Origin of the sequence: Streptomyces sp. NPDC057654 (genome assembly GCF_042800135.1) — a bacterium.
Classification (GTDB): domain Bacteria; phylum Actinomycetota; class Actinomycetes; order Streptomycetales; family Streptomycetaceae; genus Streptomyces.
On sequence record NZ_JBHVHQ010000160.1, the window covers coordinates 1 to 12,781 of the forward strand.

A 12,781-nucleotide genomic window follows, 5' to 3' on the forward strand; every position below is an offset into this window, starting at 1 on the left:
CCGGTCCGCGCGGCGTGTACCTCGACGGCGGCTACGGCGTCGGCAAGACCCACCTGCTGGCCTCGCTCTGGCACGCCACCCCGGCCGCCCCGGAGCAGAAAGCATTCGGCACCTTCGTCGAGCTGACCAACCTCGTCGGGGCGCTCGGCTTCCAGCAGACCGTACGGACGCTGGGCGGCCACCGCCTGCTGTGCATCGACGAGTTCGAGCTCGACGACCCCGGCGACACGGTGCTCGTCTCCTCCCTGCTGAGCCGCCTCGTCGAACAGGGCGTGGCGCTCGCGGCGACCTCCAACACCCTCCCCGGCAAGCTCGGCGAGGGCCGCTTCGCCGCCGCCGACTTCCTGCGCGAGATCCAGGGCCTGTCCGCGCACTTCCGCCCGCTGCGCATCGACGGCGAGGACTTCCGCCACCGGGGGCTGCCGCAGGCCCCGGCGCCGTACGACGACGAGACCGTCACCAAGGTGGCGTACCGCACGGAAGGCGCTTCCCTCGACGACTTCCCCTCCCTCCTCGAACACCTCTCCCAGGTCCACCCGAGCCGCTACGGCGCGATGTGCGACGGCGTCCGGGCCGTCTGCCTGACCGGGGTCGAGCCGGTCCCGGACCAGTCGACGGCGCTGCGGCTGGTGGTGCTCGCCGACCGGCTGTACGACCGGGAGGTGCCGGTACTGATCTCGGGGAAGCCGTTCGACGAGCTGTTCAGCGAGGAGATGCTCAAGGGCGGCTACCGGAAGAAGTACTTCCGCGCCATTTCCCGGCTGACCGCGCTCGCACGCGACGCCAAGGGGCTGGCGGAGGGGTAGAGAGGTTCAGGGTTACCGGCGTATGGGGGGATATGTGGCGGCGGTGTTCGTGTGCGCGCGGTGCGACGCCGCGCTGACCGCGCCTGTGTCACGGGTGGCGCTCCCCGTGCACGCCCATCACTGCTACGGCCATGACCTCCTTCCCCCGCTGATGGCGCCGAGGACGTACGCCGTCGACCCGGAGCCGTACGGGCCGCCGTGGCGTCCGTGGAACGAGATCGAGGCGGCCGAGGCGGAGGCGCGGGGCGTGTACGCGCCGGTTCACCGCCTCTCCTTCGGGGAGCCGGGCACGATCGTCATCGCGCCGGGCGACGTGCGCGGCACCACCCTGATACCCGAGCGGTGTGACGGCTACTGCCATGGGCTGGACGGGCGGGACGGCCCGAATCTCGACTGCGAGCAGTGCGGACAGGCGGTGGCGACCCTCGTCGACGACTGCTCGGTCTGGCAAGCGGTGTGGCTCGCTCCGCAGGCCGTACGCCGCGTCCCGGCCGACAGCTCCGACGGACTCACCGAGCCCCCGACCTGGTCGACACTGGCCGAGGGCCGGCAGGACACGCCGCCGGTGGAACAGTGCGGGGCATGGAACCCGGTGTGGCCCCCGTCGGTCGGGGCGGCGCTGGCCCATCTGGTGGCGGCTTCGGAGGGCGGCCCCGTGGCCGTACCGGACGGCCTCATGACGGACATCTTCGGCTACGCGCTCGACGCGCTGCTCCCGCCGGAACGACCGGGCTCACCGGCGAAGAGAGCGATTCTGGCCGGTCCGGGCCTGCCGCCCGCTCTCTCGGACCCTGAGATCGTCCTGGTCCCGCGCCACCCGATCACGGACCAGGTGTGGCAGCCGCCGCAGGGCGGTGCGTACGCCGGGGCGGCCGTGGTTCCGCTGGCCGCCGGCGTATGGACGTACCTGGCCTTCCACCGCGCGCACTCCCCCGTCCCCGTACCCGTGACGGGCGGCCTGCCCGACGGCGTCCTCCGCGACGACCCGCTGCCCCTCCACCCCTGGGGCCCTTTCCGCCCCACCTCATCCGCCTTCCTCGCCACCCTGGCCCGCCTCCCCGCCGTCCGCCGCCCCTGGCTCCGCGCGATCTACGACCGCGTCACGGCCCACCCGTACGACCGGCCGTTCTAGCGTCCCCATCGGTCCCCAGCGGTGACCTTCCGGTCAGGACCCCGCCCGGCAGGTCAGGCCCCCGCCGCCGTCAGATAGCGGGTGAGCATGGCGACGAGTTCGTTCTCGAAGCGGTCGACGTCGATGGGGTTGGGCTCGGCCACGAGTTGGTGGACGAGGAGTCCCACGGAGGTGACGACGAGGCGGGCGGCGGTTTCGGTGTCGGTTACGCGGACTTCGGGGTGGCGTTCCAGGAGAGACCTGGTGAAGTCGACGCTCGCGGCCTCGTACTCGTACATCATCTCGAAGATCTGCGGGGTGCGCGGGGTCTGTTCGAACTGGACGCGGAGCAGCTCGGGGTGGCCGCGGTGGTCGCTGATCGCGGCGTGTACGAAGAGGCGGAGGATGTCTTCGAGCGACTCGGGCAGCTCGCCGTCGCGGTGGCTCTGTACAAGGGCCAGGCCGGCGTCGAGGTGGGCGGCGGTCAGTTCGGCGAGGATGGCGTCCTTGTTCGGGTAGTACTGGTACAGCGAACCGATCGAGATCCCCGCCCGCTCGGCGATCCGGTTGGTGGTGCCCGCGGCGTAGCCGTAGTCGGCGAAGACCTGGGCCGCCGCCGTCAGGATGCGTCCGCGGGTCAGCTCGGCGCGTACCTGCTTCGGCTGTTTGCGCGGCTGTAGCCGCCGTTGACCCGACGTCATGGCGATCCCCTCAGTGGTGGCTCTGGGCATCATGCGGAACAGTGCGCATCCGCGCCCGCACTCGCACTCGCACTCGCACTACGTGAGTAATTACTCATAATTATGCCGTGGCCTGCCGGTGAAACGTCCCACGCACCTGCTTCCGGCAGCGGTGACCGCGTGCTACACACAAGCGCGTCACAGTGTTCGCTCGCTCCTGACCACTCGCTCCTGTCCGCCAGCAGGGAGTCGCTTCATGTCCACTACACGACGTCAGATTCTGGCCAGAACCGGTGCGCTGGGCGCGGGGATCGCCTTCGCGGGCGCCGTCCCCGAACTGTTCGCCGGTACGGCCGCCGCGGCCCCGGACCCCCGAGGGAACGGAGGGAGCGGAGGGAGCGGAGGGGCCGGATACGGCCCGCTCGTCCCCGACCCCGACGGCCTCCTGGACCTCCCCGAGGGCTTCCGGTACCGCGTCCTGTCGCGGGAGGGCGACCCGCTCCGCTCCGGCGAGGGCAAGGTGCCGAGCCATCACGACGGCATGGCCGCGTTCCCCGGCCGCGGGCGTCACGCCGGCGGCCGCGACCGGCGCGTCCACCTCGTACGCAACCACGAGAACCGCCCCGCCGCCGCCCACCGCGTCCCCGCCGTCGACGGCCTCACCTACGACCCCATGGGCATGGGCGGCTGTACGGCCCTCGAACTCGACGCGGACCACCGCGTGCTCGGCGAACGCGTCGCCATCGCCGGCACCTCCACCAACTGCGCGGGCGGCCCCACCCCCTGGCACACCTGGCTGACCTGCGAGGAGAACGAGGAAAAGGCCGGTACCAACGGCTACACCAAGGACCACGGCTTCGTCTTCGAAGTCGATCCCTACGACCCGCGCCGCACCGGCGCCGTGCCGCTCACCGCCATGGGCCGCTTCCAGCACGAGGCCATCGCCGTCGACCCGGACAGCGGCGTCGTCTACGAGACCGAGGACGCCTTCGACCGCCCCTTCGGCCTCTTCTACCGCTTCCACCCCCACAAACCGCTCGGCGGCCGGGGCTCCCTGCGCGCCGGGGGCCGGCTGGAGGCCATGCGCGTACCGGGCGTACCCGACCTTTCCGTGGTCCAGGAGCCGGGCGCCGTCTTCGACTCCATCGAATGGGCGGCTGTTCCCGACCCCCTCGCCCGCCAAACCCCCGTACGCCTCCAGGACTTCGGCCGCCGCGGCATCACCCACGCCCAGAAGCTCGAAGGCTGCTACTGGGGCGGCCGCAGCGTCTATTTCGTCTCCAGCTTCGCCAAGCGCGCGAACGGCTCGGCCGCCGACCACTTCGGCCAGGTCTGGCGGTACGACCCGCACCGCCGCCGCCTCACGCTCGTCGTCGTCTTCGGCCCGCGTACGGACGTACAGCTCCCCGGCGAGTCCCCCGACAACATCACCCTCGCGCCCGGCGGCGGCCTCATGGTCTGCGAGGACGGCGACGGCGCGCAGTACGTCTTCGGCGTGACCACCGGCGGCGACGTCTACCCGATGGCGCGCGGGCGGCAGAACATCGGCACCCCGGACAAGCCAGCGTGGGGCGAGTTCGCCGGCGTCACCTTCTCCCCCGACCACCGCACGATGTACGTCAACGTCTACACACCCGGCACGACGTTCGCGGTTTCGGGGCCGTGGCGGCGTTGAACGATCGCCTGCGGCTGTCTGCGGCCGGCTACTCCCGCCGTGAGCTGAGCGCGCAGGCGACGGCCGTGGCCATGGCGGCGAGTACGGCGGTGGCCGCCAGCGGCAGCAGGGGGATCGTCACCCGGCCGCTGGCGGAACCGGTGACGAGCCCGGTCACGGCGGCGTGCGCGGGCGAGCCGTCGACCACCAGGACCAGCATCGCGACGACCATCGTCAACAGCATGGTCCAGCCCGTACCGCGCAGCAGGGGCCGGTTGCAGAGGGCGCCCACCGCCGTGCCGAGGAGCGCGCAGGCGAGCGCGGTGAGCAGCCCGGCCAGCGTCGCCGGTCCGACCGGGACGTCGATCTGGCGGTCGGAGCTGCGAGGATCGCTGACGATCGCCACGAACGCGGTGCCGATCGCCCCCAGGGCGACCGAGCACGTGAGCGCGGTGAGCACGCTCGCCAGGTGGACCCGGGCGGGGCTCGTCGCGGCGGCGGCGACGTGCCGGGCGGCCGGCGGCTCGTTCGTCACGCAGATCCGTACGAACCACGCGGCGACGAGCAGCAGCGCGACCCCGGCCCAGCCGAACGAGTCGAGGATCGGCTGCCCGGCCTGCACCCCGATGCCCATGATCAGCACGTACAGGAGCAGCGGCGGCAGCAGGCGGTGCGAACGGATCAGGAGCGCGGCCTGGTAGCGAAAGAGAGCGGGCAGATCAGTCAGGGCTGTCATGTGCGGTCGGGCCTCTGGGAGTGGTCGCGGGGGTCGTCGGGGCGGGGTTGCTCACGTGGGCCGACCGCCTTCTCGATTCGTACGACCTCCCGGATGTGCCAGGCGGGCCGGGTCGCGAGGAGGGCGCTCAGCACCGCGTCGGAGTGGGCCGCGGAGACCGTGAGCCCGACCGTTCCGTCGCGCTCCGGCTCGTACGCGGGCGCGCCGGGCAGGTCCGGCGGGAGCGTCGCGCCGGGCGGGCCCTGGGCCTCGATGCGTACGCGGATACGTACGCGCGGGTCGGCCGTATCCGCCGTGGCCGCCGTGGCCGCGCCTCCCCGGCCTTCCGGGCCTCCCTGTTCCGCAGGCTCTGCGGCGGCCACCCGTCCGTCGGCCCCCACCCGGTACACGGCGTCGGCCGCGCCCGCCAGCCGCCGCGGATCGTGGTCGACGAAGACGACGGCGCCGCCGTCGGCGACCCGATCCCGGACCGCCTCGTCGAGGATGTCCCGTGCCGCGTGGTCGAGGCCGGTCCACGCCTCGTCGAGGACGAGGAGTTCGGGCGCGGCGAGCAGGGCCTGGACCACGGCGACCTTCTGGCTGGTGCCCTTGGAGAGCTCGGCCAGGGGCGTACGGGCGTGGGCCCCGGCGCCGAACCGGTCGAGCCATTCGGCCGCCGCCCGCTGGGCAGCGGCCCGGCCCAGGCCGTGCACGCGGCCGATCATGGCCAGATAACCGCTGGTGGGGAAGGGCAGAGCCGGTGGGAAGCGCTCGGGGACGTACGCGGTGCGCGGGCGGCCGGTGATGCTGCCGGCGTTGGGCGCGTCGATGCCGGCGAGCACGCGCAGCAGGGTGGATTTGCCGGTGCCGTTGGCGCCTTCGATCCGCAGGAGGGAGCGCGGCGGCACGTCGAGGTCGACGCCGCGCAGCACCCAGGGGCCGCCGAGTCCGTACCGTCTGCCGACCCCTCGCAGCCTCATGTCACCTGTCGCGTTCGCGTTGCCTGTACTGCCGCCCATGCGGGTCGACGGTAGCCGAAGCTGGTCAGTCGCCCGGTCAGCCCGGTCAGCCGCCCGTTCAGTTGGCCGTCTTCTCCGGCTTGGCCTCGCTGGGCCGTACGATCACGAAGCCCTCCCCCGACAGCATGAGCTGGACCGCCTCGCCCGAGCCGCCCCGCAGCATGGAGCCGAGGCTCTGGGAGCGGTGCAGGGAGGTGTGGAGGCGGTCGCTCCAGCCGACGACGGCGTCGGTGTCCACGTACACGGGGGCGTGCTGGCTGACGGGGATGACGATGGGGTTGCCCTCGCAGATGATGCCGAGCTTGCCGTGGCCGGTGAAGACGGAGTTGAAGAGGCCGCCGCCGGTCATGCCCGCGCCCTTCACGACCGATATCTCGTAGGAGAGCGTGGGGTCGAAGCACAGGATGTTGCGGCCGTTGACGGTGAGACCGTCGCCGGGGGCGAGGTCGACGATGAAGCAGTTGGCGGCCTCGTGCGCGAACCAGACCTCGCCCTGGCCGCGGACCGCCATGAGCGCCAGCCCCTCGCCGGTCACGGCGCGCTTGAGGAACTTGCCGACGCCCTGGCCCTGCTTCTCGAACTGGAGGTCCCCACGGAACGCGATCATCGAGCCCTGGCGCGCGTAGCACTCGCCCTGGACCGTGTACTTGATCGACTTGGCGTTCTGTACGGTCATGCCGGCCGCGGTCGCGGGCTGCGCCATGTGCTCGGCGGCGAAGAGGTCACTGTGCATGGCCAATGATCACCCGGAACGGAAGCCTCCGCCAAGAGTGCGCGGGGTGGCTGGCAGACTGGGCGGATGACCAGTTCCAGCGCCGCCACCAGTCCGTTCCGCCACGAGGAGACGGACCGGGACGCGGCGCCCCAGTACGTGCTGCCGCTCGTCGTGCGGATCGAGAAGTCCGCGCCCCCGGCGCGTACGGACGCGTTGGAGACGGCGGCGCGCGCGGTGCTCACGTTGCTCTCGGACGAACGCGCGTCGTTCGGAGAGGACGGCGGCGAGACCGGAAGGGACGACGACGGGGACGGTTGGAGCGGCGGAAGCGGCGGGGACAGCGAAAACAGCGAGGGCGAGGGCGACAGCGACGGCGACGGGCAGGGCGGCGCGCGCGGCGAGTGGGCGCAGGCCGTACGGGACTGGCAGGACGCCCGTATCCGCAAGGTGGTACGGCGGGCGCGCGGCGCGGAGTGGCGGCGCGCGGAGACCCTGCCCGGCATCACCGTACGGGGCCGCGCCGCCGAGGTCCGCGTCTACCCACCCGTACCGCTGGACGGCTGGCCCAAGGAACTGGTCAAGCTCCAGGTCTCGGGCACGGACCTCGACGACCCGGAGCCCCCGCCCGCCTTCGATCCCGAGAGCCCGGTGCTGTGGCTCAGCCCGGAGCTCGACATGTCGGCGGGCAAGGCCATGGCCCAGGCGGGCCACGGCGCCCAGCTCGCCTGGTGGGAGCTGGACGCCGAGGAGCGCGCCGCCTGGCGCGCGGCCGGGTTCCCGCTGTCCGTACGGACGGCGGAGCCGCGCGCGTGGGCGGAACTGACCGGCAGCGGGCTGCCGTTGGTCCGCGACGCCGGATTCACCGAGATCGCTCCGGGGTCCTGCACGGTGGTGGCGGACCACCCGGCGCTGCGGGGACGGTAGTCGCTCAGGTGGCCACGGTGGTGACGGGGTCGACGTTGTACGTGCGCGCGTAGCCGTTCTCGATGCCGACGAGGAGCTCCACGACCTCGAAGTAGCGGTCCCAGAAGGGGGTTTCGCGCAGCGCGTCGATCAGGAGCTGGTAGGCGTTGTGGTCGTCGGCCTCCCAGACCCAGACGTCGGTGACGCGGGTGGAGTAGAACTCCGTGTCGTAGAAGCGCGAACGGACGCCGGTGGTCTTGGCCTTGACGACGGACATGACCTTGTCGGTCATGGCGTCCATCCGCTCACGGGGCGTCATGGCGAGCCACTCGGGCATGGTCTTGATGAGCATGAAGGCGGTGACGGGCGGCGTGGCGGTCGCCGCGGCGGACGTTTCGGCAGACGTTTCGACGGACTTTTCGGCGGACTTTTCGGCGGACATGGCGAATGCCTCCAAGGCAGGGATCCAGGGATCTGGGGTGTGAATCGGTATGCCTTCATCCTGCGGAGGATCACCGGATTGCCACAATGGGAACATCAGCAACGGATCATTGCCTGAAATGGAATTTCGCTGGTGAAGAGCGCAAGCAGCCCGGAGAACGGCTTGGGATTGGACGCCAATCTCGCCGTCGCCCTGCACGTCCTGCTGGCCGAGGAGAGCGTCACCCGCGCCGCCGCGCGGCTGCACACCTCCCCCGCCGCCATGAGCCGCACCCTGGCCCGGCTCCGCCGCGTCCTCCAGGACCCCCTGCTGGTCCGGGCCGGGCAGAGCATGGTCCCTACGCCGCGTGCCCAGGAACTGCGCGACGAAGCCGCGGCGGTCGTACGCAGCCTCGGCGCGCTGCTCAGCCCCGGCGCCGGCGTCGATCCGGCGACGCTGCGGAGCACCTTCACCGTTCAGGCCGCCGACCTGATCGGCGCGGCGCTGGCTCCCGCGCTGCTGGAACTGGTCCGGCGGGAGGCGCCGGGAGTTTCACTGCGGTTCCGGGCCGAAGACCTGGAGGCCGGGCCGGCGCTGCGCGACGGGCGGATCGACCTGGAGGCCGGTTCCACCGACCACGTCGACCCCGAGACGCGGGTCGAGGAGCTGGTCACGCTCCGGATGGCGGCGGCGGTCCGCCCCGGCCACCCCCTCGCCGACAAGCCCCTCACCCCGGCCCGGCTCGCCGCCGCCGAGCATGTCGCGGTCAGCCGCCGCGGCCGGTTCACCGGCCCGCTGGACACCGCCCTCGCCGAGCACGGCCTGCACCGGCGGGTCGCCGTCGTCCTCCCCAGCCACCTGGCGGCGATGGCCCTCGCCGCGGGCAGCGACGTCGTCTGCCTCATCCCCACCGTCCTCCCCGGCGCCGCGCCCTCCCCCCTCACCGACATCGCCGCCACCTTCGGCCTGCGCCTCCTGGAGATCCCCCTGCCGCTGCCGCCGGTCACCATCGGCATGGCCTGGCACCCCCGCCACGCCGCCGACGGGGCCCACCAGTGGCTGCGCGCCGCGGTACGACGAGTACTCCACGCCCGTACCAACACGCCCACCGGCTAGAACGGTTGGCCGGGAACGAGCGGCGGCTTCAGGGGGATGCCCGGGGCGCGTGGGGAAGCCTCGGCGGACCCTCGAAGAAACCTGGCAGGGTGTCGAATGCTCCCGTTTTCCGGACTCACCAAGCGGCGAATGGGAAGGCCCGCGCCGCCCCGTTCGTAAAGTCAGTCGTGTTCCGCCCCGCGCCGGGAATTACGCCGCCACAGCGTGAGCAGAGCGGCCGAACCAGTGGGTGCCGGGCGTGCCGGGCAGATGTCGAAATGGCTGATGCGGCAGGTGTCCGAAGGGACGGTGGAGCCGAGATTGACAGCCGTACCGTCACCGGCGATACGCCAGCGCTTGCCCGCGGGAATGACGGTCAGCGGCCAGGCGCCGGGCTCCATGAGAATCCAGCGGCCGCGCACCGTGCGGTGCCATGCCGCCGCGCCGCCGCAGCGGGTGCAGGCCGTACGGGCACGGGATCGGCCGGTCTTGGGGTCGGGTACGGGCGTCGCGGTCCGGGCGGCGCGCGCGATGCCGTCCAGGACGGCCGGCAGCGTGTCCGCCAGCTTCACCGGGTCCCGGCTGGACCCGCGCTCTTCGTCACGATCACGATCTCGATGGCCAGAGAACATCGGCTCCCCACCAATCGGCCCGCGCCAACAGGTCTTTCTCGCGGATGACTTGTCCGACTCGCTGACGTGACAGATCTTTCCAGCAATAGGCGTTGTATGCGCGTCTCTTGTGCAAAGCCCCGCTGAACTCCGGAATCACGCGGCCGGAGCTTTTGGCCGACGCCCTCGGCGGTGGCACACTCGGGAACGGAACTTCTACTCACCTGTAGAAGTGCTGTCCGGCCGTACGAGGCGAGTGGAGGGAACGACGCGCGCATGGAATCGGATACGGACGGCCCAGCGGTTCCGGCGAGTTCTTCCAGCTCGGCGGGCACGGCCCGGCGCCGGGCCAACGGGGCGCTGGAGAGCGAGGTCCTCGCCACCCTCCAGCGGGCCGCCGCCGCGCTCACTCCTGGGGAGGTCCTGACCCGCCTCGGCGGGGAGCTGACCTACAGCACGGTGGTGACGATCCTCTCCCGCCTCTACGGCAAGGAGGTGCTGACCCGCGCCCCGCGCGGCCGTGCGTACGCCTACGCGCCCGTGGCCGACGAACCGGGCCTCGCCGCCCTCCGGATGCGCAAGGTCCTCGACGCCCGGCCCGACCGCGAGGCCGTGCTGACCCGCTTCGTCGACGACCTGTCCGACGCCGACGGGGACCTGCTGCGCCACCTCCTCCGCACCGCCCCGCGCGAGAGCGCCACCCCACGCGCGAGTGCCACCCCGTACGAGGGGCGGGAGAGGAACGGGGCGTAGAGGCCCGGCCCGGCGGGCTGGTGACCCCGACCCCGTACGGCCTCCCCGTCACACGTCCAGCCACGTCCGGCGGTTGCGGGCGACGGTGTAGAGGCGCTCGACGCGCTCCGGGTGGAGCACCCCGCCGAGCTCGCCGAGCCGGGTCACGTCCCGTTCCCGCAGCACCCGTATGCCTCGTGGGACGGAGGCCACCTCGACGCGGGCCGCCGCCACGAGGACGAGTACGGGCAGTACCTCGGGCTCGAAGCCGCAGCCCCGCGCCAGGGCGAACCCGGCGCGCGCCGCCTCGCGCCGCGCCGTCCGCAGATACGGACGCGGCTGCCGCTCCCGCCCCACGCGCACCCCGTCCTCGCCCACCCGGACAGCGGCCCGGCGGAGCAGCTGGGCCTGTACGCAGAACACTCCTCCGGGCCCGATCAGCAGGTGGTCGATGTCGGCCTCCCCGGGCAGGGGTATGGAGTGCACCACCCGCCAGCCGACGGCCGTCAGCTCCTCCAGTTCGGACCCGACGAACTGCTCGCCCTCCAGGCCGCGCCGCCATTCGTCCTCCTGCGGGCGGCGGCCCAGCAGGCGCGCCGCCAGGAGCCGGCCGGGGCCGGCGCGGGAGGCGTCGAGCCTGGCTCGCAGCGCCTCGCCGGGCCGGTTCGGCGCAAGATCGTCATCGGGTGCCAGGAACAACCGCTCGGGGTCGTCCCCCTTCCACGGGATGCTCCACCCATCGCCCACCCGCCAATGGCAGCAGCAGCGTGCCGCTCCGGACAAGCGTCTGCGGGAATTTCGGCAGAAGTGCGGGAACCTGCCCAAACGCCCATCCGTTGGACGACATGAGACCCCGCACCATCCCCCCGGCTGCGGGGTCTCACCAGTCGGGCCACCCGCGCCGCAGGGCCCGCCGTACCGCCCCCGCGCGCGGACCGCGCGCCTCGCGCCTCGCGCCTCGCGCGCGACTCTTCGCCACCCCGCTCCCCGAGCCGAAAGCTCAAATCCATCTCTGAATTCCGCCGTCGGCGGTTTCCCGGACGGCCCCGGGCGCATGACCTTCGCAGGGGTCTGGCGAACGCGGGGAGCGTTAGGGGAGCCGGGTGGAGCGTCTTGGGGTGGGGATCGGCTGGCGGCCGGAGATCGCGGGGGACATCGCGCGGCTGCCCGGCGTCGACTGGGTCGAGGTGGTGGCGGAGAACATCTGCCCGAGTGCGCTGCCCGACGCGCTGCGGCGGCTGCGCGAGCGCGGCACGACCGTCGTGCCGCACGGCGTCTCGCTCGGGCTCGGCGGGGCGGAGCGGCCGGACGCCGGATGGCTGGCCGCGCTCGGCGAGCGGGCCGTGGCGCTGGGGGCGCCGCTGGTCACGGAGCACATCGCCTTCGTACGGGCCAGGGGGCTGGAGGCCGGGCATCTCCTGCCCGTGCCGCGCACGCGCGACGCGCTCGACGTGCTGTGCGAGAACGTCCGGATCGCCCAGGACGCCCTGCCCGTGCCCCTGGCCCTGGAGAACATCGCCGCGCTCGTCAACTGGCCGGACGAGGAGATGACGGAGGGGCAGTTCCTCGCCGAGTTGGTGGACCGGACAGGCGTGCGGCTGCTCATCGACGTCGCCAATCTGCACACCAACCACATCAACCGCGGCGAGGACCCGGCCGCCGCTCTCGACGAACTCCCGCTGGAAGCCATCGCCTACGTGCACGTGGCGGGCGGCGTCGAGCGCGACGGCGTCTGGCACGACACCCACGCCCACCCCGTCACCCGCCCGGTCCTCGACATCCTCGCCGAGCTCCGGTCCCGCGTCGCACCGCCCGGCGTCCTCCTCGAACGCGACGACGACTTCCCCGGCGCGGACGCCCTCGCCGCCGAACTGGCCGAGGTGCGCGCGGTGTTCGCCGCTCCCCGCGTCCACGCCGCCGCTCCCGACGCCCCCGGCACCCCTGGCACCCCCGGCACCCCCGGCACCCCTGGCACCCCCGGCACCCCCGGCACCCGCGCACCGGACGTGGCGGCCCCGCGCCCGTACACACCACCGCCGCCGCCCGCGACCATCCCGCAGCAGCGGCGGTACGCACCCGGCGGCGCCCACGACACCGGCCGGGCCCGTGGGCGGCTCGCCCTGGATCTGAGCGGGCTGCTGTCCGCGCTGGTCGCCGGCGCGCCCGTACCGGCGGGGTTCGACCGGGAGCGGCTGCGGGTGCAGTCGGAGGCGCTGGCGGCGAAGCGGGCCGACGTGGTCGCGAAGGTCGCGCCGGAACTGCCGGTCATCCTGGGCGACGGCTACCGGCCCGCGTTCCTCCGCTACGCCCGTACCCACC

At 72.8% G+C, this 12,781-nt stretch carries 14 protein-coding genes; 7 read left to right on the forward strand and 7 right to left on the reverse strand.

The window, feature by feature from the left end; genetic code table 11:
* Both zapE and ACFU99_RS15125 read left to right on the forward strand, forming a co-directional pair.
* A partial coding sequence (zapE, locus tag ACFU99_RS15120) for a cell division protein ZapE (RefSeq protein WP_384391171.1) occupies window positions 1–806 on the forward strand: 806 nt, incomplete at its 5' end.
* 22 nt (window positions 807–828) lie between these two features.
* Entirely contained in the window at window positions 829–1,938 is a 1,110-nt protein-coding gene (locus tag ACFU99_RS15125; protein WP_384391174.1) for a hypothetical protein, read from the forward strand.
* A gap of 53 nt (window positions 1,939–1,991) precedes the next feature.
* Here ACFU99_RS15125 and ACFU99_RS15130 read toward each other — a convergent pair whose 3' ends face one another.
* Complete coding sequence (locus ACFU99_RS15130) at window positions 1,992–2,618, reverse strand: TetR/AcrR family transcriptional regulator (protein WP_384391176.1); 627 nt, start codon at window positions 2,616–2,618, stop codon at window positions 1,992–1,994.
* Between the two features lie 235 nt (window positions 2,619–2,853).
* On the opposite strand from ACFU99_RS15130, the gene ACFU99_RS15135 reads away from it, so the two are divergent.
* Entirely contained in the window at window positions 2,854–4,272 is a 1,419-nt protein-coding gene (locus ACFU99_RS15135; RefSeq protein ID WP_384391179.1) for an alkaline phosphatase PhoX, read from the forward strand.
* 28 nt (window positions 4,273–4,300) lie between these two features.
* Here the strand turns inward: ACFU99_RS15135 and ACFU99_RS15140 are convergent, their stop codons facing one another.
* From ACFU99_RS15140 to ACFU99_RS15150, 3 genes are all read right to left on the reverse strand, one after another.
* A complete protein-coding gene (locus ACFU99_RS15140; protein ID WP_384391182.1) occupies window positions 4,301–4,987 on the reverse strand; it encodes an ABC transporter in 687 nt (228 codons plus the stop codon).
* Window positions 4,984–5,946 (reverse strand): ATP-binding cassette domain-containing protein, encoded by a 963-nt coding sequence (locus tag ACFU99_RS15145; RefSeq protein ID WP_384391186.1) that lies wholly within the window; start codon window positions 5,944–5,946, stop codon window positions 4,984–4,986. The genes ACFU99_RS15140 and ACFU99_RS15145 overlap by 4 nt, the downstream gene beginning before the upstream one ends.
* 97 nt (window positions 5,947–6,043) lie before the next feature.
* The gene (locus tag ACFU99_RS15150; RefSeq protein WP_384391189.1) at window positions 6,044–6,718 is read right to left on the reverse strand and encodes an AIM24 family protein; all 675 of its coding nucleotides are present in this window, start codon (window positions 6,716–6,718) and stop codon (window positions 6,044–6,046) included.
* A gap of 66 nt (window positions 6,719–6,784) precedes the next feature.
* Here ACFU99_RS15150 and ACFU99_RS15155 point away from each other — a divergent pair, with 66 nt between their 5' ends.
* Window positions 6,785–7,624 (forward strand): peptidyl-tRNA hydrolase, encoded by an 840-nt coding sequence (locus tag ACFU99_RS15155; RefSeq protein WP_384391192.1) that lies wholly within the window; start codon window positions 6,785–6,787, stop codon window positions 7,622–7,624.
* Window positions 7,625–7,628: 4 nt separating this feature from the next.
* Here ACFU99_RS15155 and ACFU99_RS15160 read toward each other — a convergent pair whose 3' ends face one another.
* Window positions 7,629–8,045: a darcynin family protein gene (locus tag ACFU99_RS15160; RefSeq protein WP_384391194.1), complete on the reverse strand. Its 417-nt coding sequence runs from the start codon at window positions 8,043–8,045 to the stop codon at window positions 7,629–7,631.
* 168 nt (window positions 8,046–8,213) lie between these two features.
* Here ACFU99_RS15160 and ACFU99_RS15165 point away from each other — a divergent pair, with 168 nt between their 5' ends.
* Window positions 8,214–9,140 carry a LysR family transcriptional regulator gene (locus ACFU99_RS15165; RefSeq protein ID WP_384391209.1) on the forward strand — a complete coding sequence of 309 codons (927 nt, stop codon included), beginning with the start codon at window positions 8,214–8,216 and terminating at the stop codon, window positions 9,138–9,140.
* Between the two features lie 161 nt (window positions 9,141–9,301).
* On the opposite strand, the gene ACFU99_RS15170 is transcribed toward ACFU99_RS15165, so the two are convergent.
* Window positions 9,302–9,691: a DUF6083 domain-containing protein gene (locus ACFU99_RS15170; protein ID WP_384391197.1), complete on the reverse strand. Its 390-nt coding sequence runs from the start codon at window positions 9,689–9,691 to the stop codon at window positions 9,302–9,304.
* Window positions 9,692–10,006: 315 nt separating this feature from the next.
* Between ACFU99_RS15170 and ACFU99_RS15175 the strand changes: the two genes are divergently transcribed.
* A complete protein-coding gene (locus tag ACFU99_RS15175) occupies window positions 10,007–10,483 on the forward strand; it encodes a BlaI/MecI/CopY family transcriptional regulator (protein ID WP_384391199.1) in 477 nt (158 codons plus the stop codon).
* Window positions 10,484–10,531: 48 nt separating this feature from the next.
* Here ACFU99_RS15175 and ACFU99_RS15180 read toward each other — a convergent pair whose 3' ends face one another.
* Window positions 10,532–11,209 (reverse strand): nuclease-related domain-containing protein, encoded by a 678-nt coding sequence (locus ACFU99_RS15180; protein ID WP_384391202.1) that lies wholly within the window; start codon window positions 11,207–11,209, stop codon window positions 10,532–10,534.
* Window positions 11,210–11,565: 356 nt separating this feature from the next.
* Between ACFU99_RS15180 and ACFU99_RS15185 the strand changes: the two genes are divergently transcribed.
* The coding region (locus ACFU99_RS15185) for a DUF692 domain-containing protein (protein WP_384391205.1) at window positions 11,566–12,781 on the forward strand (1,216 nt) is incomplete at its 3' end.